This is a genomic window from Variovorax sp. F042 (genome assembly GCF_057814215.1).
This window is the reverse complement of sequence record NZ_JBVASX010000002.1, coordinates 504,237-525,879: the sequence shown is the minus strand read 5'-3', so window position 1 is coordinate 525,879 and position 21,643 is coordinate 504,237. Positions and strand designations below refer to the sequence as shown.

The 21,643-nt window shown below is 65.8% G+C and carries 21 protein-coding genes and 1 tRNA gene; 17 read left to right on the top strand and 5 right to left on the bottom strand.

Going from position 1 to position 21,643, the window contains the following annotated elements; genetic code table 11:
* The first annotated feature begins 53 nt into the window (after positions 1-53).
* From lolA to ACZYSP_RS10920, 6 genes are all read left to right on the top strand, one after another.
* Positions 54-686 (top strand): outer membrane lipoprotein periplasmic chaperone LolA, encoded by a 633-nt coding sequence (lolA, locus tag ACZYSP_RS10945; protein ID WP_093048981.1) that lies wholly within the window; start codon positions 54-56, stop codon positions 684-686.
* Between the two features lie 9 nt (positions 687-695).
* Positions 696-1,988 carry a replication-associated recombination protein A gene (locus tag ACZYSP_RS10940; protein WP_093075747.1) on the top strand — a complete coding sequence of 431 codons (1,293 nt, stop codon included), beginning with the start codon at positions 696-698 and terminating at the stop codon, positions 1,986-1,988.
* Between the two features lie 265 nt (positions 1,989-2,253).
* Positions 2,254-3,183, top strand: a complete 930-nt coding sequence (locus ACZYSP_RS10935) for a branched-chain amino acid ABC transporter permease (RefSeq protein WP_093048988.1) — start codon at positions 2,254-2,256, stop codon at positions 3,181-3,183.
* 10 nt (positions 3,184-3,193) lie between these two features.
* Positions 3,194-4,402: a branched-chain amino acid ABC transporter permease gene (locus ACZYSP_RS10930; protein ID WP_093075745.1), complete on the top strand. Its 1,209-nt coding sequence runs from the start codon at positions 3,194-3,196 to the stop codon at positions 4,400-4,402.
* A 20-nt stretch (positions 4,403-4,422) separates the two neighbouring features.
* Positions 4,423-5,196, top strand: coding sequence for an ABC transporter ATP-binding protein (locus ACZYSP_RS10925; protein WP_093048994.1), 774 nt, complete (start codon positions 4,423-4,425; stop codon positions 5,194-5,196).
* A 16-nt stretch (positions 5,197-5,212) separates the two neighbouring features.
* Complete coding sequence (locus ACZYSP_RS10920; protein WP_093050343.1) at positions 5,213-5,980, top strand: ABC transporter ATP-binding protein; 768 nt, start codon at positions 5,213-5,215, stop codon at positions 5,978-5,980.
* A 107-nt stretch (positions 5,981-6,087) separates the two neighbouring features.
* Here the strand turns inward: ACZYSP_RS10920 and ACZYSP_RS10915 are convergent, their stop codons facing one another.
* A complete protein-coding gene (locus ACZYSP_RS10915; protein ID WP_093048997.1) occupies positions 6,088-7,065 on the bottom strand; it encodes a Bug family tripartite tricarboxylate transporter substrate binding protein in 978 nt (325 codons plus the stop codon).
* 31 nt (positions 7,066-7,096) lie between these two features.
* Positions 7,097-8,161 (bottom strand): CDP-6-deoxy-delta-3,4-glucoseen reductase, encoded by a 1,065-nt coding sequence (locus tag ACZYSP_RS10910; protein ID WP_093075744.1) that lies wholly within the window; start codon positions 8,159-8,161, stop codon positions 7,097-7,099.
* Between the two features lie 79 nt (positions 8,162-8,240).
* Between ACZYSP_RS10910 and ACZYSP_RS10905 the strand changes: the two genes are divergently transcribed.
* Positions 8,241-9,182 (top strand): NAD-dependent epimerase/dehydratase family protein, encoded by a 942-nt coding sequence (locus ACZYSP_RS10905; RefSeq protein WP_093075742.1) that lies wholly within the window; start codon positions 8,241-8,243, stop codon positions 9,180-9,182.
* 130 nt (positions 9,183-9,312) lie between these two features.
* Here the strand turns inward: ACZYSP_RS10905 and ACZYSP_RS10900 are convergent.
* Positions 9,313-9,397 (bottom strand) — tRNA-Leu (locus tag ACZYSP_RS10900).
* A 42-nt stretch (positions 9,398-9,439) separates the two neighbouring features.
* Between ACZYSP_RS10900 and cysM the strand changes: the two genes are divergently transcribed.
* The 3 genes from cysM to ACZYSP_RS10885 all read left to right on the top strand — a co-directional run bounded on the left by cysM (position 9,440) and on the right by ACZYSP_RS10885 (position 11,199).
* The gene (cysM, locus tag ACZYSP_RS10895; RefSeq protein WP_093049007.1) at positions 9,440-10,342 is read left to right on the top strand and encodes a cysteine synthase CysM; all 903 of its coding nucleotides are present in this window, start codon (positions 9,440-9,442) and stop codon (positions 10,340-10,342) included.
* Between the two features lie 64 nt (positions 10,343-10,406).
* Complete coding sequence (locus tag ACZYSP_RS10890) at positions 10,407-10,982, top strand: NUDIX domain-containing protein (RefSeq protein ID WP_093075741.1); 576 nt, start codon at positions 10,407-10,409, stop codon at positions 10,980-10,982.
* Positions 10,972-11,199, top strand: a complete 228-nt coding sequence (locus ACZYSP_RS10885) for a sulfurtransferase TusA family protein (protein WP_056509850.1) — start codon at positions 10,972-10,974, stop codon at positions 11,197-11,199. Before ACZYSP_RS10890 ends, ACZYSP_RS10885 begins: the two co-directional genes overlap by 11 nt.
* Before the next feature lie 75 nt (positions 11,200-11,274).
* Here the strand turns inward: ACZYSP_RS10885 and galU are convergent, their stop codons facing one another.
* Both galU and ACZYSP_RS10875 read right to left on the bottom strand, forming a co-directional pair.
* On the bottom strand, positions 11,275-12,165 hold the full coding sequence (galU, locus tag ACZYSP_RS10880) for a UTP--glucose-1-phosphate uridylyltransferase GalU (protein WP_093075739.1): 891 nt from the start codon (positions 12,163-12,165) through the stop codon (positions 11,275-11,277).
* A gap of 96 nt (positions 12,166-12,261) precedes the next feature.
* Complete coding sequence (locus tag ACZYSP_RS10875; RefSeq protein ID WP_093075738.1) at positions 12,262-15,141, bottom strand: valine--tRNA ligase; 2,880 nt, start codon at positions 15,139-15,141, stop codon at positions 12,262-12,264.
* Between the two features lie 106 nt (positions 15,142-15,247).
* Here ACZYSP_RS10875 and yaaA point away from each other — a divergent pair, with 106 nt between their 5' ends.
* The 7 genes from yaaA to ACZYSP_RS10840 all read left to right on the top strand — a co-directional run bounded on the left by yaaA (position 15,248) and on the right by ACZYSP_RS10840 (position 21,587).
* Positions 15,248-16,030 carry a peroxide stress protein YaaA gene (yaaA, locus tag ACZYSP_RS10870; protein ID WP_489014127.1) on the top strand — a complete coding sequence of 261 codons (783 nt, stop codon included), beginning with the start codon at positions 15,248-15,250 and terminating at the stop codon, positions 16,028-16,030.
* Positions 16,030-16,872, top strand: a complete 843-nt coding sequence (locus ACZYSP_RS10865) for a 2OG-Fe(II) oxygenase (protein ID WP_093075735.1) — start codon at positions 16,030-16,032, stop codon at positions 16,870-16,872. The genes yaaA and ACZYSP_RS10865 overlap by 1 nt, the downstream gene beginning before the upstream one ends.
* A gap of 29 nt (positions 16,873-16,901) precedes the next feature.
* A complete protein-coding gene (locus ACZYSP_RS10860) occupies positions 16,902-17,804 on the top strand; it encodes an alpha/beta fold hydrolase (RefSeq protein WP_093075733.1) in 903 nt (300 codons plus the stop codon).
* The gene (gene queF, locus ACZYSP_RS10855; protein ID WP_093075731.1) at positions 17,801-18,670 is read left to right on the top strand and encodes an NADPH-dependent 7-cyano-7-deazaguanine reductase QueF; all 870 of its coding nucleotides are present in this window, start codon (positions 17,801-17,803) and stop codon (positions 18,668-18,670) included. Before ACZYSP_RS10860 ends, queF begins: the two co-directional genes overlap by 4 nt.
* 116 nt (positions 18,671-18,786) lie before the next feature.
* Positions 18,787-19,716, top strand: a complete 930-nt coding sequence (locus ACZYSP_RS10850; protein ID WP_093075730.1) for an SDR family NAD(P)-dependent oxidoreductase — start codon at positions 18,787-18,789, stop codon at positions 19,714-19,716.
* Between the two features lie 79 nt (positions 19,717-19,795).
* On the top strand, positions 19,796-20,686 hold the full coding sequence (locus tag ACZYSP_RS10845) for a LysR family transcriptional regulator (RefSeq protein ID WP_093049037.1): 891 nt from the start codon (positions 19,796-19,798) through the stop codon (positions 20,684-20,686).
* A 13-nt stretch (positions 20,687-20,699) separates the two neighbouring features.
* Positions 20,700-21,587, top strand: coding sequence for a LysR family transcriptional regulator (locus ACZYSP_RS10840; RefSeq protein ID WP_093075728.1), 888 nt, complete (start codon positions 20,700-20,702; stop codon positions 21,585-21,587).
* Positions 21,588-21,643: the final 56 nt, after the last annotated feature.

The following is a 21,643-nucleotide window of genomic DNA, read 5'->3' as shown; positions in this document are numbered from 1 at the left end:
TCGCGGCGGGTAGGGTCGAAGCCCAGTGCCACAGCTATTCAGAGGAATCCAAATTGAAATTGCGTCATTGGCTATTGATCGCCCTCCTGAGTTCCGCCAACGCTTGGGCCGGCGGGCTCGAAAGCCTTGAAACCTTCGTGAAGACGGTCAAATCCGGCCGCGCCGATTTCACCCAGACCGTGACCGCCCCGGCACGCGAAGGGCAACCGGGCCGCACCAAGACATCGACCGGCACCTTCGAATTCCAGCGCCCCGGCAAATTCAAGTTCGACTACCAGAAGCCCTTTGCGCAGAACATCGTGGCCGACGGCAAGACGCTGTGGCTCTACGACGCCGACCTGAACCAGGTCACGCAGCGCGCGCAGGCGCAGGCGCTGGGCTCCACGCCCGCGGCGCTGATTGCCGCCGCGCCCGATCTGCGAGCCTTGCAGGCCGATTTCACGCTCGAAGCCGCGCCGGAGCGCGACGGCCTGCAGTGGGTCAAGGCAACGCCGAAGAACAAGGACGGCCAACTGCAGAGCGTGCAGGTCGGCTTCCAGGGCGATGCGCTGGCGGCGCTTGAAATCCTCGACAGCTTCGGCCAGCGCTCGGTGCTCAAGTTCAGCAAGGTCGAGGTGAACCCCTCGCTGCCGGCCAGCGTGTTCGACTTCAAGCCGCCGGCCGGCGCGGACGTCGTCAAGCAGTAAGCCACAGGCTTGGCCAACACTGCTCATCAACCCCTTGCCGAGCGCCTGCGTCCCAAGACGCTGGGCGAGGTGATCGGCCAGCAGCACCTGCTCGGCCCGGGCATGCCGCTGCGCATCGCCTTTGAGTCGGGCCAGCCGCATTCCTGCATCCTCTGGGGGCCGCCAGGCACCGGCAAGACCACCATTGCGCGGCTCATGGCCGATGCCTTCGACGCACAGTTCCTGAGCATCAGCGCGGTGCTGGGTGGCGTGAAGGACATCCGCGAAGCCGTCGACCGTGCCACCTCCGCGCGCGACGGGCTGGAGCAGCGGCGCACCATCATCTTCGTGGACGAGGTGCACCGCTTCAACAAGAGCCAGCAGGACGCCTTCCTGCCGCACGTGGAGTCGGGCCTCTTCACCTTCATCGGCGCGACCACCGAGAACCCTTCGTTCGAAGTCAATTCGGCCTTGCTCTCGCGTGCAGCCGTCTACGTGCTGCAGTCGCTGGGCGAAGACGACCTCAAGCAGATCGTGGCGCGCGCGCAGGCCATCCAGGCCGTGCCCGCCATCGACGCCGCAGCGGTCGACCGCCTCGTGGCCTATGCCGACGGCGATGCGCGCCGGCTCCTCAACACGCTCGAAACGCTCGCCGTCGCGGCCCGTGCCGAAAAGCTCGACCACATCACCGACGAGTGGCTGCTGCGCGTGCTCGGCGAGCGCATGCGGCGTTACGACAAGGGCGGCGAACAGTTCTACGACACCATCAGCGCGCTGCACAAATCCGTGCGCGGCAGCGACCCCGATGCCGCGCTCTACTGGTTCGTGCGCATGCTCGACGGCGGTGCCGATCCGCGCTACATGGCGCGCCGATTGGTTCGCATGGCCAGCGAAGACATCGGCCTGGCCGATCCGCGCGCGCTGCGCCTGGCGCTCGATGCGGCCGAGGTGTACGAACGCCTGGGTACCCCCGAGGGCGAACTGGCGCTGGCCGAATGCGTGGTCTACCTCGCGATCGCGCCCAAGTCGAATGCCGTCTACAAGGCCTACAACGCGGTGCGTGCCCTTGTGAAGACGGACAGCACACGCCCGGTGCCCATGCACCTGCGCAATGCACCCACCAAGCTCATGAAGGAGCTCGACTACGGCAAGGGTTATCGCTATGCGCACGACGAGGAGGGCGGTTTCGCCGCCGGCGAGCGCTACCTTCCCGACGGGCTGGAAGGCCAGGTTTTCTACGAACCTGTAGAGCGTGGACTCGAGATCCGCATCGCGGAAAAGCTGCGCGAACTGCGCCGCCGGAACGCCGAAGGCAACGGCTGACAAGATCGTCGATACCCGCATCGATACCGTCTTGCAGCATGCGCGCAAAGCGTGCATGACCCCACGCGCATACAGCATGACGTGAGCGGGTAAACCCCGGTCCAAGCGCACCAAATCAGCGCTGGTGCGTGCTTACAATCCCGCCCACAAATCCGCCAGCGACACATGTTGGCTGGTTTTTTGCTTGTCAGCTCAGGGGCGCCAAACCGGTGCCCTGGTGGGTGAATGGCACCCCGCAACGGTGCAACACATAGGGAATCGCGATATGGACATTTTGCTGCAGCAGATCATCAACGGTCTGGTTCTCGGCAGCATGTATGCCTTGATAGCCTTGGGCTACACCATGGTGTACGGCATCATCAATCTGATCAACTTTGCGCACGGAGAAGTGCTGATGGTCGGGGCTCTCACGAGCTGGACCATCATCGGACTCATGAAGGACGGCATGCCCAACACACCGGGCTGGCTGATCCTCCTCATCGCGTTGATCATTGCCTGCGTTGTCGCGGCAACCCTCAACTTCGTGATCGAGAAAGTGGCCTACCGGCCGCTGCGCAACAGCCCCAAGCTCGCGCCGCTGATCACCGCCATCGGCATGTCGATCCTGCTGCAGACGCTGGCAATGATCATCTGGAAGCCGACCAACAAGGCGTATCCCAACCTGCTGTCGACCGATCCCATCCACGTGGGCGGTGCGGTGATCTCGCCCACGCAGGTGATGATCCTCAGCGTCACGGCGTTCTCGCTCGTGGTGCTCATGTGGCTGGTCAACTACACCAAGCTCGGCCGCGCAATGCGCGCCACCGCCGAGAACCCGCGCGTCGCCGCGCTCATGGGCATCCGCCCCGACATGGTCATCTCGGCCACCTTCATCATCGGCGCCGTGCTCGCGGCCATCGCCGGCGTGATGTACGCGTCCAACTACGGCATCGCGCAGCACGCGATGGGCTTCCTGCCCGGCCTCAAGGCCTTCACGGCTGCCGTGTTCGGCGGCATCGGCAACCTGGCCGGCGCGGTGGTCGGCGGCATCCTGCTCGGCCTTATCGAGGCCATCGGCTCGGGCTACATCGGCACCATCACGGGCGGTGTGCTGGGCAGCAACTACAGCGACATCTTCGCGTTCATCGTGCTGATCGTCATGCTCACGCTGCGTCCGTCCGGCCTGCTCGGCGAACGCGTGGCGGACCGTGCGTAAGGAGCGAGACATGAAGAACAGCAAGAACCTCGCCCTCTACGTCATCGGCATCATCGCGGTGCTCGCGCTGCCTCTGCTGCTGCAGATGCAGGGCAACGCATGGGTGCGCATCGCCGACATCGCTCTGCTCTACGTGCTGCTGGCACTGGGCCTGAACATCGTGGTCGGCTACGCCGGCCTGCTCGACCTGGGCTACGTCGCCTTCTTCGCGGTGGGGGCCTACCTCTTCGCGCTCATGGGCTCGTCGCACCTGACCGAGACCTTCCCGTGGTTCGCGCAGATGTTCCCGAACGGCATGCACACCTCGCTGCTGATCGTGATACCGCTGGCGCTGGTGGTGGCCGCCGTGCTCGGCGTGCTGCTCGGCGCGCCCACGCTCAAGCTGCGCGGCGACTACCTCGCCATCGTCACGCTGGGCTTCGGCGAAATCATCCGCGTGTTCCTGAACAACCTCGACCAACCAGTCAACATCACCAACGGTCCGAAGGGCATCACGGCCATCGACTCCATCAAGTTCTGGGGCCTGGACCTCGGCAAGGCATGGAAGTTCGACGGCTTCTCGATCTCGTCGGTGTCGCTGTACTACTACCTGTTCCTTGCGCTGGTGATCGCCACCGTGATCATTTCGCACCGCCTGCAGGTCTCGCGCATCGGTCGCGCCTGGATGGCCATCCGCGAAGATGAAATCGCCGCCAAGGCGATGGGCATCAACACCCGCAACATGAAGCTGCTGGCATTCGGCATGGGCGCGAGCTTCGGCGGCGTGTCGGGCGCGATGTTCGCGGCCTTCCAGGGCTTCGTGTCGCCCGAATCCTTCAGCCTGATGGAGTCGGTGATGATCGTGGCCATGGTCGTGCTCGGCGGCATTGGCCATCTGCCCGGCGTCATTCTCGGTGCCGTGCTGCTTGCAGCGCTGCCCGAAGTGCTGCGCTACGTTGCCGGCCCGCTGCAGTCGCTGACCGGTGGCCGCCTCGACGCGTCCATCCTGCGCCAGCTCTTCATTGCACTCGCCATGATCATCATCATGCTGGTGCGTCCGCGCGGCCTCTGGCCCTCGCCGGAGCACGGCAAGACGCTGACGAAGAAGGGCGGCGTGCCCGTCGACCCGACCCATGCGGCCGTGGCCCCCGGATCGCTGCAAACGCACGCGCCGGGCATCGATACGCCTGCCGACGAAGTGCCGGGTGCGGCTTCGCGTCCCATGTCGATCAATCCCTGAACGCCGAAGGAAAAATCAACATGACGACAGACACCATCCTCGACGTTCGTGGAATTTCCAAGCGCTTCGGTGGGCTGCAAGCCCTGTCCGACGTGGGCATCACCATCAAGCGCGGCCAGGTCTACGGCCTGATCGGCCCCAACGGCGCTGGCAAGACCACCTTCTTCAACGTGATCACCGGGCTGTACACGCCCGACAGCGGCACCTTCGAACTCGCAGGCAAGCCCTACCAGCCGACGGCCGTGCATGAAGTGGCCAAGGCCGGCATTGCACGCACCTTCCAGAACATCCGCCTCTTCGCCGAAATGACGGCGCTGGAGAATGTGATGGTCGGGCGCCACATCCGCACGCAGTCGGGCATCTTCGGCGCCATGCTGCGCACGGGCAGCTTCAAGGCTGAAGAGAAGGCCATTGCGAAGCGCGCACAGGAACTGCTCGACTACGTGGGCATCGGCAAGTTCGCCGACTACAAGGCGCGCACGCTGTCGTACGGCGACCAGCGCCGTCTCGAAATTGCACGCGCACTGGCCACCGACCCGCAGCTCATCGCGCTCGACGAGCCCGCCGCCGGCATGAACTCCACCGAGAAGGTGCTGCTGCGCGAACTGATCGACCGCATCCGCAAGGACGACCGCACCATCCTGATCATCGAACACGACGTCAAGCTCATCATGGGCCTGTGCGACCGCGTCACCGTGCTGGACTACGGCAAGCAGATTGCCGAAGGTACGCCCGCCGACGTGCAGAAGAATGAAAAAGTGATTGAGGCCTACCTCGGCACGGGAGGCCACTGAAATGAGCACCGCAACCATGACAAGCGCTGAAGAAGCAACCCGGGCCAATGCCGCACAAGCCAAGGCCACCGGCAAGACGCTGCTGAAGGTCTCCGGCCTGAAGGTCGGCTACGGCGGCATCCAGGCCGTCAAGGGCGTGGACTTCGAGGTGCGCGAAGGCGAACTGGTGTCGCTGATCGGCTCCAACGGCGCCGGCAAGACCACCACCATGAAGGCCATCACTGGCACGCTGCCGGCCGGGGCCGGCAACATCGAGTTCCTGGGCCGCAGCATCAAGGGCCGCGGCGCGTGGGACCTGGTGGAAGAGGGCCTCGTGATGGTGCCCGAAGGCCGTGGCGTGTTCACGCGCATGACCATTACCGAGAACCTGCAGATCGGCGCCTACATCCGCAAGGACAAGGCCGCCATCGCGAGCGACATGGAGCGCGTGTTCGTCACTTTCCCGCGCCTGCGCGAGCGCAAGGACCAGCTGGCCGGCACCATGTCGGGCGGCGAACAGCAGATGCTGGCCATGGGCCGCGCGCTGATGGCGCGCCCCAAGGTGCTGCTGCTGGACGAACCCACCATGGGCCTGTCGCCGATCATGTGCGACAAGATCTTCGAGGTGGTGCAGACCGTGGCCTCGCAGGGCGTCACGATCCTGCTGGTGGAGCAGAACGCCAACCGCGCACTGCAGTTGGCCGACCGTGGCTACGTGATGGAGTCCGGCCTCATCACGATGAACGGCGATGCCAAGGAACTGCTGAGCGACCCGCGCGTGCGGGCCGCTTACTTGGGCGAGTAGTCCCGGTCTCTTCAAGAAATACCGCGGAACCGGCTTTGCCGGGCCGCCGGTATTGCCCCCTGCAAGGGGGGAGGGCGAAGCGACACGAAGTGCGCGCAGCCTGGGGGTTAGTCCACTTTCGCGCCGGTGGCCTTGACCACCGCTTCGTACTTGGAGAGTTCGCTCTTCATGAAAGCGCCGAACTGCTCCGGCGAGCCGGCCACCGGCTCCGCCAGCAGTCCGGCGAAGCGCGTCTTCGTTTCCGGTGCGTTCAAGGCTGCCACGAAGGCCTGATTGAGCTTCACGACCACGTCGTGCGGCGTACCCGCTGGCGCGACCAGGCCCCACCAGGTGTCGATCGAGAAGCCCTTGAGCGTGTCGGCGATGGGCGGCACGTCGGGCAGCGAGGCGCTGCGCTGCAGCGTCGTCACCGCAATCGCCTTCAGCTTGCCCGAGCGGATGTTCGGCGCGGCGGTGGCGAGGTTGTCGAAGTTGAAATCGACCTGCCCCGAGATCAGCGCCAGCTGCGCCGGGCTGCCGCCGTTGTACGGAATGTGCAGCGCGAAGATGCCCGCCTCTTTCTTGAACAGCTCGCCCGCCAGGTGCCCCGCGCTGCCGTTGCCGCCGCTGCCGTAGTTGAGCTTGGCCGGGTTGGCCTTGGCATAGCGGATCAGGTCGGCCACGCTGTTGATGTTCAGGCGCTTGGCCGTGTCGGCGTTCATCACCAGCACGTTGGGCACGCGGACCATCTGCGTGATTGGTGCGAAGTCGGTAGCGGCGTTGAACGGAATCTTGTTGTAGAGCCACGGATTCACCGCGTTGGTGGCGGTGGCCGCGATGCCGATCGTCAGGCCGTCGGCGGGCGCCTTTGCCACGATGTCGGCGCCGATGTTGCCGCCCGCGCCGGGCTTGTTGTCGATGATGACCGGGCCCAGCGTGTCCTTGACGCGTTCGGCCAGGATGCGTGCCGTGTTGTCGATCGGGCCGCCTGCGGCGTAGGGAACGACGAGGCGGATGGGGCGCTGTTGCTGCGCCATGGCGTGGCCGGCACCCAGCAGGGCGGTGGTGCTTGCGATCAGGGTGAGGAGGAAGTGTCTCGTTTTCATTTTTTCTTGGGATTCTCTTTTTGGTTTTGTCTCAGGGAAGGGCTTTATCAGCCTCTGTAGTGAACGCGTCGGCAAAAAATTCTTCCTCGGGCAGGCCCGCCAGCGCCACGTAGTCGCGCTTGGCCGAGTCGACCACGATGGGTGCGCCGCAGGCATAGACCTGGTGGCCCGACAGGTCGGCGAAGTCTTCGAGCACGGCCTGGTGAACGAAGCCGGTGCGGCCGGTCCAGTTGTCTTCGGGCGTGGCGTTGGAGATGACGGGCACGTAGCGCAGGTTCGGCATCTGCGTCATCTGCTCGCGTACCCAGGCGTCCATGTACAGGTCTTCCGGCCGGCGGCCGCCCCAGTAGAGCGTGGCGGGCCGATCGATGGCCTTGAACTGCATGTGCTCCAGCAGCGCCTTGATCGGCGCGAAGCCCGTGCCCGAGGCCAGCAGGATCATCGGCTTGGCGGAGTCCTCGCGCAGGAAGAAGCTGCCGAAGGGGCCTTCGATGCGCAGGATTTCCTTTTCCTTCATCGTGCCGAACACATGGTCGGTGAACTTGCCGCCGGGCAGGTGCCGCAGATGCAGTTCGATGCCCGTGCCGGGCTCGCCCAGCATGTGCGGCGCATTGGCCATCGAGTAGCTGCGGCGCGCGCCGTCGCGCAGGATGAACTCCACATACTGGCCAGCGTAGAACTGCAGCGGCTCGCCGGCCGGCAGCTGCAGGCGCACCATCATCACGTCGTGCGACTGGCGCGTGAGGGCCAGCACCCGCACCGGCATCTTGCGGATCGGCAGCGCTCCGGCCTCCGTGACCTGGCGCGATTCGAGCACCACGTCGCTCCTGGCGTGCGCGCAGCAGGTCAGCACGTAACCGGCGAGCTGTTCCTCGGCGCTCAGGGCCTTGCTCTGGTGCGGGCCGAGGGTGACCTCGCCCGAGAGCTTCTTGCACTTGCACGAGCCACAGGCGCCGTCCTTGCAGCCATAGGGAAGGCCGATGCCCTGGCGAATGCCGGCCGCCAGGATGGTTTCGTCGCCGTGGACCACGAAATGGCGTCCGCTGGGTTCGACGTGGATGGAAAAGCCCGCTTCATGCGGCGCTGTAGCAGTCATCGGTATTCTTCGAGGGTGAACTCTGCCCGGGCCGTGCGTAAGACCCGGTGAGCAACTGAATTGGGACAGGAACAGGATTTTGCCTTCAATCAATAGCCCCTCCGGCGCTCTGCCAGCGCGTTTCCGGCGCGAACGCCTGCTGATCGTCGGGTGCGGCGACGTCGGCCAGCGCGTGGCGCGCGACCTGCGCGGCCGCATGCAACTGGTGGCGCTTACTTCGTCGGCCGACCGCGTGGGCGCCCTGCGCACGGCCGGCATCCGCCCGCTGGTGGGCAATCTGGACGACGCAGCAACCCTGCGCCGCCTGGCGGGCATCGCAACGCGGGTGCTGCACCTGGCACCGCCCGCCCGTGACGGTGGCGCCGCCTGGTGGCGCGACCAGCGCACTACTGCACTGGCGCGGGCACTGCGGCTGCGGTCGGTGCCTTCCGCCTTCGTCTACGGCTCGACCAGCGGCGTATACGGCGACTGCGGCGGCGCCCGCGTGAACGAAACCCGCATCGTGCGCCCCGACACCCCACGCTCCCACCGCCGCGTGGACGCCGAACGAGCCGTGCGCTGGCTGGGCCGCAGCGCGGGCGTGCGCGCCAGCATCCTGCGCATTCCGGGCATCTACGCCCCCGACCGCGAAAACGGCACCCCGCGCGGCCGCCTGCAGCGCGGCACGCCCGTGCTGAGGCATGAAGACGACGTCTACACCAGCCACATCCACGCAGACGACCTTGCGCGCGCCTGTATCGCCGCGTTGTTTCGAGGCAAGCCACAGCGCATCGTGCATGCCTCGGACGACACCGAACTGCGCATGGGCGACTACGTAGACCTGGCCGCCGACATGTACGGCATGCCCCGCCCGCCGCGAGTGGCCCGTGGCGAGGCCGAGCGGCAACTGCCGCTGCAACTGCTGAGTTTCATGGGGGAATCGCGCCGGCTGGACAACACACGTCTCAAGCGCGAACTGCGGGTGCGGCTTGCGCACCCGACGGTGCATACGGGGCTGCGCGAGCAGACCGAGCCAAGATAAAGGGGGAAGGGGGAAGGGGCCCATTCCAGGGACACCGTGGAACCGGCTTCGCCGGGCCACCGGTGTCGCCCCCGGTAGGGGGAAGGCGAAGCGACACGAAGTGCGCGTAGCTTGGGGGCGAGCCAAAGTGTGGTGCCCGGGGCCGGAATCGAACCGGCACACCTTTCGGTGGGGGATTTTGAGTCCCCTGCGTCTACCAATTTCACCACCCGGGCAGGGTTCTGAACGAAGCCCAAAATTATGGCACAGTGGCTGCCATGAATTATCCGACGATCGAAGACGCCATTGGCAAGACCCCCCTGGTCGCCCTGCAACGCATCAACGCCGCAGAAAACGCCAAGCGCGGCAACGTGATTCTCGGCAAGCTCGAGGGCAACAATCCGGCTGGTTCGGTCAAAGACCGGCCGGCCCTCTCGATGATCCGGCGCGCCGAGGAGCGCGGCGAGATCAAGCCTGGCGATACCCTCATCGAAGCCACCTCCGGCAACACCGGCATCGCCCTGGCCATGGCCGCGGCCATCAAGGGCTACCGCATGGTGCTCATCATGCCGGAGGACCTCTCGGTGGAGCGCGCCCAGACCATGAAGGCCTTCGGCGCCGAGCTCGTGCTCACGCCCAAGAGCGGCGGCATGGAATACGCGCGCGACCTCGCCGAGCAGATGGTTGCGCAGGGCAAGGGCCGGGTGCTCGACCAGTTCGCCAACCCCGACAACCCGCGCATCCATTACGAGACCACCGGCCCCGAGATCTGGGCCGACACCAAGGGCAAGGTCACGCACTTCGTGAGCGCCATGGGCACCACCGGCACCATCACCGGCGTCTCGCGCTTCCTGAAAGAGAAGAACCCGGCAGTGCGCATCATCGGTGCGCAGCCGGCCGAGGGCTCGCGCATTCCGGGCATCCGCAAATGGCCTGCCGAATACATGCCGAAGATCTTCGACCCGAGCCGGGTCGACGAAGAAATCAGCGTGAGCCAGGACGACGCAGAAGAAATGTGCCGGCGCCTCGCGCGCGAAGAGGGCATCTTCGGCGGCATCTCGGCTGCAGGTGCGTTGTGGGCCGCGCTCGAAGTGGCGAAGACGGTCGAGAACGCCACCATCGTGTTCGTTGTCTGCGACCGGGGCGACCGCTACCTTTCGACGGGCGTCTTTCCCGCATAAGCAACGAACGGCGGCGGCGCCTGCTCAAGGCGCTCAGGCAGCCACAAAAAAGAAAAGAGACCCCATGCCCCATCCCAAGTTTTGCCAGGTCTGCGCTACGCCGCTCGAGTGGATCGCGTTAATGGAAGACGGCGGCCCCAAGGAGCGCCTGCGTTGCCCCAACTGTGGCCACACCCACTGGAACAACCCGACCCCCGTGCTCGCGGCCATCGTCGAGTACCGCGGCCAGGTGCTGCTGGCGCGCAATGCGGCATGGCCGGGCAAGATGTTCGCGCTGATCACCGGGTTCATGGAAGCCGGCGAGACGCCCGAGGAAGGCGTTGCGCGCGAGGTGAAAGAAGAAACCAACCTCGACGTCAGCGCCACCAAACTCGTCGGCGCGTATGACTTCCAGCGCATGAACCAGATCATCATCGCGTACCACGTGGTGGCCGATGGCGACGTGAAGCTCTCGCCCGAACTGGTCGACTACCGCCTCTACGACCTGCCCGATCTCCGGTGCTGGCCCGCCGGCACCGGCTATGCGCTGGCCGACTGGCTGCGCACGCGCGGGCACGAGCCCGTGTTCTTCACCGCCGCGGAAAACGAAGAGCGCCGCCGCGGCCTGAACCTGCCGCCGGAGCCGGGCAATGCAAGTTGACCGCGAGCTCGACACGCGCGGGCTGAACTGCCCATTGCCCATTCTCAAGGCGAAGAAATCGCTCAACGAAATGGCGAGCGGGCAACTGCTGAAGGTGGTGTCGACCGATCCGGGATCGATCCGCGACTTTCAGGCCTTTGCGCGCCAGACGGGCAACGAGCTGATGGAGCAGGAAACCGTCGGCAGCGACTTCATCCACGTGCTCAAGCGCCGCTGACGAAGCAAAAGAAACAAAAGAAAAGGGCCGCTACTGCGGCCCTTTGTTCATGATGGCACCTCGAAGCAGAGGCGATTACAGCTTCAGGCTCTTGAGGTATTCGCGGAATTCCGCGCCCACTTCGGGGTGCGCCAGCGCCAGTTCCACCGATGCCTGCAGAAAGCCTTCCTTGCTGCCGCAGTCGTAGCGGATGCCCTTGTACGAATAGGCGTAGACCGATTCCTTCTTCATCAGCGCCGCGATGCCGTCGGTCAGCTGGATCTCGCCGCCCGCGCCCTTGGGCTGGTTGCGAATTTCGTCGAACACGCCCGGCGTGAGGATGTAGCGGCCCGCCACGCCCAGGCGCGAAGGCGCGTCTTCGGGCTTGGGCTTCTCGACCATGCGGTTGACCTTTATCAGGCCTTCTTCGACCGCGTCGCCGGCCACGATGCCGTAGCGCTTGACGTGCGCGAGCGGCACTTCCTGCACTGCCAGCAGCGAGCCGCCGAGGCGGGCGAAAGCTGCGGTCATTTGCGCCAGCACGGGCTCGCCGCCATCGGGGCCGACCATCAGGTCGTCTGCCAGCAGCACGGCGAAGGGTTCGTTGCCCACCAGGTGTTCGGCGCACAGCACCGCATGGCCCAGGCCCAGCATGCGCGGCTGGCGCACGTAGGAGCAGGTCATGTCGTCGGGCATGACCGAGCGCGCGATGTTGAGCAGGGCGGTCTTGCCGCTGGCCTCGAGCTGGCTTTCGAGCTCGTAGGCGGTGTCGTAGTGATCCTCGATGGCGCGCTTGTTGCGGCCGGTCACGAAGATCATGTCGCGGATGCCCGCGGCATACGCCTCTTCGACGGCGTACTGGATCAGCGGCTTGTCGACCACCGGCAGCATTTCCTTCGGCTGCGCCTTGGTGGCTGGCAAGAAGCGAGTACCAAAGCCTGCAACGGGGAATACGGCCTTGCGGATGCGGGTCGAGGAAGTGGACATGGGCAGCTCAGCGTCTTTCTTGAAGAGGGGAGTTAGGAGGCGCAGCGGCGCGCAGCCGCTCCTGGAATCCTAAACGCCCTCAAAGCCCTGCGTCTGTCAGCCGAGGCGCACAAGCTGGTCGCGCAAACGCTCCAGAGTGGCCGTGAAGTCAGTCAGACGTTTACGTTCTTGCTCGATCACGGCCGGCGGAGCCTTTGCGACGAAGGCTTCGTTGCTGAGCTTGGCCTCGACTTTGGCCTTCTCGCTTTCGATTCGCTCGATATCCTTCTTGAGTCGCGCGCACTCGGCTTCCTTGTCGATCGGCACGAACAGGCAAACACGCACAGTTCCGACGACAGCCGTAGGCGCAGCTTCGGCGGCTTTTACCCACGAAGCTTCGTCGTCGAACACTTTCACTTCCTTGAGTTTTGCCAGGGCCTGCAGCACTGGCGCGGCGTCGCGCAGGAAAGCCGCGCTTTCCGCATCGTCGGCCACGGCATAGAGCGGCGGGCGCAATGCGGGCGACAGCTTCATTTCTCCGCGCAACGTGCGGCACGCATCGATCAGCGCCTTCAGCCGCGCCACATATGCCTCGGCCGCTTCATCGATCTTCTCCGGCTGGCTCTTCGGATAGGCCGCGATCATGATCGACTCGCCCTCACGTCCTGCAACCTTCGACACCTTCTGCCACAGCTCTTCCGTGATGAACGGAATCACCGGGTGTGCCAGGCGCAGCAGCGTTTCGAGCACGCGGATCAGCGTGCGGCGCGTGGCGCGCTTCTGCGAATCGTCGCCGGTCTGGATCTGCACCTTGGCAATTTCCAGGTACCAGTCGCAGAACTCGTCCCAGGCGAACTGGTAGATCGCATTGGCCACGTTGTCGAGGCGGTATTCCTCGAAGCCCTTGGCCACTTCGGCCTCCACGCGCTGCAGTTGCGACACGATCCAGTAGTCGGCGCGGCTGAATTTCAGGTAGCCATGCGCCGGGCCGCCGACCTTGCACTCTTCCTTCGTGTGCTCCAGCAGGCCGCAGTCCTGGCCTTCGCAATTCATCAGCACGAAGCGCGTGGCGTTCCACAGCTTGTTGCAGAAGTTGCGATATCCCTCGCAACGCTTCGAATCGAAGTTGATGCTGCGGCCCAGCGAAGCCAGCGAAGCGAAGGTAAAGCGCAGCGCATCGGCGCCAAAGGCCGGAATGCCATCCGGAAACTCCTTCTGCGTGTTCTTGCGCACCGCAGGCGCCGTCTCGGGCTTGCGCAGGCCTTGAGTGCGCTTGTCGAGCAGCTCGGGCAGCTGGATGCCGTCGATCAGGTCCACCGGGTCCAGCACGTTGCCTTCGGACTTGCTCATCTTCTTGCCCTGCGCGTCGCGCACCAGGCCGTGGATGTACACGTGCTTGAACGGCACCTTGCCGATGAAGTGCTTGGTCATCATGATCATCCGGGCGACCCAGAAGAAGATGATGTCGTAGCCCGTCACCAGCACGGTCGAGGGCAGGTACAGGTCGAGGTCCTGCGTCTTCGCGGGCCAGCCGAGCGAAGAGAAGGGCACCAGCGCCGACGAGTACCAGGTGTCGAGCACGTCCTCGTCGCGCACGAGCTTCTTGCCCGGCGCCTTGGCCTGTGCGTCGGCCTCGTTCTCGGCCACGTAAACGTTGCCGTCCTCGTCGTACCAGGCCGGGATCTGGTGACCCCACCACAGCTGGCGCGAGATGGTCCAGTCCTGGATGTTCTCCATCCAGTGGTTGTAGGTGTTGACCCAGTTCTCGGGCACGAAGCGCACTTCGCCCGACTTCACCACGTCGATGGCCTTCTGCGCGATCGACTGGCCGTCGGCGCCGGGGCGCGTCATGGCCACGTACCACTGGTCGGTGAGCATCGGCTCGACGATGGCGCCCGAGCGCGCGCAGCGCGGCACCATCAGCTTGTGCTTCTTCACCTCGACCAGCAGGCCCAGTGCGTCGAGGTCGGCCACGATGGCCTTTCGCGCCACGAAGCGGTCGAGGCCTCGGTACTTCTCGGGTGCGTTGTCGTTGATGGTCGCGTCCAGCGTCAGCACACCGATCATCTCGAGCTTGTGGCGCTGGCCGACTGCGTAGTCGTTGTAGTCGTGGGCGGGCGTGACCTTCACCACGCCCGTGCCGAATTCCTTGTCGACGTAGTCGTCGGCAATGATTGGGATGAGTTTGTCCACCAGCGGCAGCTTCACGTGCTTGCCGATCAGGTGCTTGTAGCGCTCGTCTTCCGGGTGGACCATCACGGCCGTGTCGCCCAGCATGGTTTCGGGCCGGGTGGTGGCCACGGTCAGCGTGCCGCTGCCGTCTTCCAGCGGGTAGGCGATGTGCCAGAGCGAGCCGTCTTCTTCTTCGCTCTCGACTTCGAGATCGCTCACCGAGGTCTTGAGCACCGGGTCCCAGTTGCCCAGGCGCTTGCCGCGGTAGATGAGGCCCTCTTCGTACAGCTTCACGAAGGTTTGCGTCACGACCGCCGAGAGGTCGTCGTCCATCGTGAAGTATTCGCGGCTCCAGTCCACCGTGTCGCCCATGCGGCGCATCTGCTCGGTGATGGTGTTGCCCGATTTTTCTTTCCACTCCCACACGCGCGCCACGAAGTTCTTGCGGCCCAGGTCATGGCGGCTGACCTTCTGCTCCTGCAGCTGGCGTTCCACCACGATCTGCGTTGCGATGCCGGCGTGGTCGGTGCCCGGCACCCACAGCGTGTTGTCGCCCTTCATGCGGTGATACCGCGTGAGGCTGTCCATGATCGTCTGGTTGAACGCATGGCCCATGTGCAGCGTGCCCGTCACGTTGGGCGGCGGCAGCTGGATCGCGAACGACTCTGCGCCTTCCTTGGGTTGCTGCGTGCCGCGGAAGCCGGCCTTGGCATAGCCGCGCTTCTCCCATTCCGGGCCCCAGTGCGCCTCGATGGCGGCGGGTTCGAACGATTTCGACAGGCTGTCGAGGCCGGGCTGGGCGGAAGGGGTGATGGGTTCGCTCATGGGAAATGCAGAACGGCCCTTCAGGGAGCCGTTGGGGGACAGGGTGGGATAGCCCGCGATTTTACCGGGGCGGCCTGGCGTCACGGCAGCCACTGATAATTCCGGGATGCTCTTCCTGCTTTCCCCTGCAAAGTCGCTCGATTACGACACCCCGCTCCCCTCCGAACTCCCCGCCACCCAACCCCATTTCGAGTCTCCGCGCGGCCCTTCGGTCGAGCTGATCAAGCTACTGCGCGAGAAGTCGCCCCAGCAGATTTCTGAACTCATGCACCTGTCGGACAAGCTCTCGGCCCTGAACGTGGCCCGCTACGAGGCCTGGTCCAGCAAGAGCAGCGCGAAGAACGCCCGCCAGGCCGCTTTCGCCTTCGACGGCGACGTGTACGGCGGCCTTGACGCCCGCACCCTCACCAGGGCGCAGCTCGACTGGGCGCAAGACCATGTCTGCATCCTCAGCGGCCTCTACGGCCTGCTGCGCCCGCTCGACCTGCTGCAGCCCTACCGCCTCGAAATGGGCACCCAGTTGGCCAACCGCCACGGCAAGGACCTGTACGCCTTCTGGGGCTCGCGCATCGCCGGGCACCTGAACGAGCGCCTGGCGGCCGATCGCACCCCGGTGGTCGTCAACGTCGCCTCGCAGGAGTACTTCAAGTCGGTCGACAAGAAGGTGCTCAAGGCCCGTGTGGTCGAATGCGTGTTCGAGGAGTGGAAGGGCGACAAGTACAAGATCGTGAGCTTCTTCGCCAAGCGTGCTCGCGGGCTGCTGGCGCGCTGGGCCGTGCAGCACAAGGCGGTCACGCCCAAGGCACTGGAAAAGTTCGACCTCGAGGGTTATGGTTTCGACGCTCAGGTGTCAACCGCCGAAAGGCTGGTGTTCAGGAGAAAAGTCTGATGTCCCAACCAATCAGTCCGGAACTGCGCGAGTGGCTGGTGGCCCAGCTCGCGGCCGGGCACTCGGTGCCGGCGCTGCGTGCGTCCATGCGCGCGGCCGGCTGGCACGATGCCGCCGCCGACACGGCGCTGGCCCAGCTCGAAGCCGGCTTCCCCAACATGGAAGTGGCCTTGCCGCCCGTGCACACGGAAATGCCCGGCCCCGACCTCGATGGCGCGCCGCTGCACCTCGACGCAGGCGACCGCCGAGTGCAGGTGCTGCAGACCATGCGGCATCCGCGTGTCATCGTCTTTGGCAACCTGCTGTCTGGCGAAGAGTGTGAAGGCCTGATTGCCGCTGCGCGCGTGCGGCTCGCGCGCTCGCTCACCGTGGAGACGCGCACCGGCGGCGAGGTACTCAACGTCGATCGCACCAGCGACGGCATGTTCTTCGAACGTGGCGAGAACGAGATCGTCGCGCGCCTGGAGCAGCGCATCGCAGCGCTGCTGCGCTGGCCGCTCGAATTCGGCGAAGGCCTGCAGATCCTGCGCTATGCCCCCGGCGCGCAGTACCGCCCGCACTACGACTACTTCGACCCGAACGAGCCGGGCACGCCCACCATCCTCAAGCGCGGCGGCCAGCGCGTCGCCACGCTCGTGATGTACCTGCAGGAGCCCGAGGGCGGCGGCGCCACCACCTTCCCCGACGTGGGCCTCGAAGTGGCGCCCGTGCGCGGCTGCGGCGTGTTCTTCAGCTACGACCGGCCCGACCCCGTCACCCGCACCCTGCACGGCGGCGCGCCGGTGCTGGCGGGCGAAAAGTGGGTCGCCACCAAGTGGCTGCGCGAGCGCGAGTTCAAGTAGAAGACCAGAGAAAGAAGACCAGGGAACCAATGAAAGTCACCGCCAACGGGCTGCAGATCGAAGTCGACGACACCGGAGGCGAAGGGCGCCCTGTCATCCTGCTCATCATGGGCCTGGGCATGCAGCTGGTGGCCTGGCCCACCGGCTTCGTGCAGCAACTGGTGGAGGCGGGTTTTCGCGTGGTGCGCCACGATAACCGCGACATCGGCCTGAGCCAGGGCTTCGACCGCGCGGGCGTCGGCAACCTGGTGTGGGAAACGATTCGCCACCGCCTCGGCCTGAAGGTGCGCTCGGCCTACACCCTGCAGGACATGACCCTCGATTCGCTCGGCGTGCTCGACGCACTCGGCATAGCCAAGGCCCACATCGTCGGCGCCTCCATGGGCGGCATGATCGCCCAGCGCCTGGCCGCCAGCGCGCCGCAGCGCGCGACCAGCCTCGTGAGCATCATGAGTTCGAGTGGTGCGCGCGGCCTGCCCGGGCCGCGCCGCGAAGTCACCTCCATGCTCATGCGCCGTCCGTCGGGCAGCAGCGAGCCCGAACTGGTCGCGCACAGCATCAGGCTGCTGCGGCTCATCCAGAGCCCCGCCTATCCGCAAAGCGATGAAGACCTGGCCGAGCGCCTCACCTTCAGCATGCGGCGCTCTTACCACCCGGCCGGCCTGATGCGCCAGATGCTCGCCATCGGCGCCGATGCCGACCGCCCCCAGGTGCTGCCGCGCATCCAGTCGCCCACGCTGGTGCTGCACGGCGAGGCCGATGCGCTCGTACCCATCGCCTGCGGCGAGGACACGGCCAAACGCATTCCGGGCTCGAAATTCGTCCCCGTTCCCGGCATGGGCCATGACCTGCCGCCCGAGGTGTGCACCATCCTCGCCAACCACATTGCTCCGTTCGCGCACGCGGCGGAATCCAGAGAAGCCAAGCCATGAGCCACGACCCGACGAACCCCAACACGCCCGAGCAATCGCAGCTCGGCCGCGCCTCGGCCTACGCCGACCACTACGACCCCACGCTGCTGTTTCCCATCGCGCGCGCCACGCAGCGCGAGGCCATGGGCATCAAGGCCGGCGCCTTGCCGTTCTTCGGCGCCGACCTCTGGACCGCCTTCGAAGTGAGCTGGCTCAACCTGCGCGGCAAGCCGCAACTGGCCATCGCGCACTTCACCATTCCGTGCGAGACGCCCAACATCATCGAGAGCAAGAGCTTCAAGCTCTACCTCAACAGCTTCAACAACAGCCAGTTCGCGAGCATCGACGCGGTGCGCGAGCGCCTGCGCGCCGACCTGTCGGAGGCCGCATGGCGCGGCAGCGACCAGTCGGCCGGCATCGGCGTGAATCTGCTCGCCCCCGACATGTTCGACCGCGAGCCGGTGCACGAACTCGACGGCCTCGACCTCGACCGCCTCGACATCGAGTGCACCCACTACCAGCCCGCCCCCGAACTGCTGGGCAGCGACGTCACGCAGGTGCACGTGAACGAAACCCTCACCAGCCGCCTGCTCAAGAGCAACTGCCTCGTCACCGGCCAGCCCGATTGGGGCAGCGTGCAGATCCGCTACAGCGGCCCGCCCATCGACCAGGCCGGGCTGCTGGCGTACATCGTGAGCTTTCGCAACCACAACGAATTCCACGAGCCCTGCGCCGAGCGCATGTTCACGGACATCTGGAGCCGCTGCAAGCCGACCAAGCTCATGGTGTATGCGCGCTACACGCGTCGTGGCGGGCTGGACATCAATCCGTTCCGCACGAGCTGGCCGCAGGCGCTGCCGTTGAATATCCGCACGGCGCGGCAGTAAGCCGAAGCAGCCCTTAAGCCCCTCTTCGGAAACCCGAAACCCGCTCCTGCTCCGCCTGTGGCATTCTGAAATTCGCCCGCGAACCCGCGAGCGGAACATCCGGAGCAGAGACAAACATGGTTGAAGGAAAAGTGGTCGTCGTCACGGGCGCGGGCGGCGGCATCGGGCGCGACATTGCGCTGGCCATGGCGGCCCACGGTGCGAAGGTGGTGGTCAATGACATCGGCGCCGCGCTCGATGGCGCACTCGACGCCGAAGGCAGCGGCCCAACCCGCAGCGCAGGCCCGGCCCAGCAGGTGGTCGACGAGATCCGCGCGGCCGGCGGGCAGGCTGTTCCCAACGCCGACAACGTGGCCGATGCCGCCAGCGCGGCACGCATCGTGCAGTGCGCGGTCGACAGCTTCGGGTGCATTGATGCGGTGGTCAACAACGCTGGCATCCTGCGCGATCGCTTCTTCCACAAGATGTCGGTCGACGAGTGGGACTCGGTGCTCAAGGTGCACCTGTACGGCTCCTACTACGTGAGCCGCGCGGCAGCCACGCATTTCAAGGAGCAGAACTCGGGCGCGCTGGTGCACATGACCTCGACCTCGGGCCTCATCGGCAACTTCGGCCAGGCCAACTACTCGGCCGCCAAGCTCGGCATCGTGGCGCTGTCGAAATCGATTGCGCTCGACATGCAGAAATTCAACGTGCGCTCCAACTGCATTGCACCCTTTGCCTGGAGCCGCATGATCGGCGCCATTCCCACCGACACCGACGAGCAGCGCGCCCGCGTCGACAAGATCAAGCAGATGACGCCCGCCAAGGTCGCGCCGCTCGCCGTCTACCTTGCGAGCGATGCGGCCGGCGCGGTCAACGGCCAGATCTTTTCGGTGCGCAACAACGAGATCTCGCTCATCAGCCAGCCGCGCCCGGTGCGCTCCATCCACCGCTCCGAAGGCTGGACGCCGCAGAGCATCGCCGAGCACGCCATGCCCGCGATGCGCGCCAGCTTCTTCCCGCTGGACCGCTCGGCCGACGTGTTCAGCTGGGACCCGGTCTGAGGAGAAACCCGCAAGAGGGTACGCACGGCACCATTCGCCGGACAATGCGCGTTCCCTTCCTCTTTGATGCCCGCGCCCGGTGAACCTGCATTTCGACCTGTTCGACCTGAAACTGTTCGTCTACGTGGCGGACGCGCGCAGCCTCACGCGCGGCGCCGAGAAGGCCTGCATCTCGCTGGCCGCCGCCTCCACCCGCATCAAGCAGATGGAAGAGGCCGTGGGCGGCAAGCTGCTGCACCGCAGTGCGCAGGGCGTGAGCCTCACTGCCGCGGGGCAGGCGGTGCTGTACCACGCCAAGCGCGTGATGCAGCAGATGGAGCACCTGCGCTGCGACATGCAGGACTTCGGCAAGGGCATCAAGGGCCATGTGCGCGTGTTCGCCAACACCACCTCGATCACCGAGTACCTGCCGCAGAAGCTGGCCGGCTTTCTCACGCAGCACCCGGCCGTGCAGGTCGACCTGCGTGAATACCTGAGCGAAGAGATCGTGCGTGCGGTGGCCGACGGCGAGGCCGACATCGGCATCCTCGCCGGCGACGTGCACACGGGCGACTTCGATGCACGCCCGTTCGGCAGCAACCAGCTCGTGCTGGTCGTGCCCACCACGCACCACCTCGCGGGCGCGTCTTCGGTGGCCTTTGCCGACACGCTCGACGAGCAGCACGTGGGCCTGCACCACGGCAGCGCCATCCACCGCTTCCTGCAGCGCCGCGCCGAGCTCGCGGGACGGGGCTTCAACCCGCGCATCCAGGTCAGCAGCTTCGAAGCCATCTGCCTGATGATCGAAGCGGGCGTGGGGGTCGGCGTGCTGCCGGCGTCTTCTGCGCAGCGGTTATCGATGGCGATGCGCATCTCGACCGTGGCGCTCAGCGATGCATGGGCCGAGCGCGAGCTGAAGCTGATCGCGCGCAATCGCGAGCAGCTGCCGGCCTCGGCGCGCGAGCTGTTCGACCACCTCGTCGCGCATTGAGGGCGCGGCCGTCATGTCCGCCGACCTGAAGTCGCTGCGCCTGTTCGTGGCCGTGGCCGATCACGGCAGCATCAGCGAGGGCGCCAAGCGCTGCCATATCGCGCTCGCGGCGGCCAGCAAACGAATCTCCGATCTTGAAGCCCGCGCGCGGCTGCCGCTGCTGGTGCGCCATGCGCGCGGCGTCACGCTCACGTCGGCGGGGCATGGCCTGCTGCTGCATGCGCGCGCGGTGCTCTCGGCCATGGACCGGCTCGGCGCCGAGCTGGACGATTTCCAGAACGGCGTGGCGGGCGTGGTCAGCATCACGGCCAATGCATCGACCATCGCGCAGTTTCTGCCGGCGCAGATCGGCTCCTTCCTTCGGCTGCACCCGGTGCTGAAGATCGACCTGCAGGAGCGCGCCAGCACCGAGGTGGTGAAGGCCGTGCAGGCAGGCCTGGCCGACATCGGCGTGATCGAGGGCAACACGTCCGCCGACGGCCTCGAATGCCTGCCCTACCGCAACGACGAGCTGGCCGTGGTGATCGCGCGCGACCACCCACTGGCCCGACGCAAGCGCATCGATGTAGACGAGGTGCTGCGCCACGACCATATCGTGGTGCGCGAAGGCACGGCCCTGCACCGCGTGCTGCTGGCCGCTGCGCTGGAGGCGCAGGTGCCGCTCAAGGTGCGCATGCAGGTGGGCAGCTTCGACATGGTGTGCCGCATGGTGGAGCAGGGCGTGGGCATCGGCGTGCTGCCCTATGCGGCCATCCTGCCGCAGCTGCAGATACTGAAGCTGCGCTGCCTGAAGCTCGATGCACCCTGGGCCATGCGCCGCCACCTGCTGTGCGTGCGCAGGCAGCAAGATTTGACCGTGGCTGCGCGCTCGGTGCTGGAGCACCTCGGCCGGCCAGACTGAGCACGAGGCTTCGCGCCGCGCGAAGCCTCGCGCCCGCCAAAAACGAATTGTTCTCT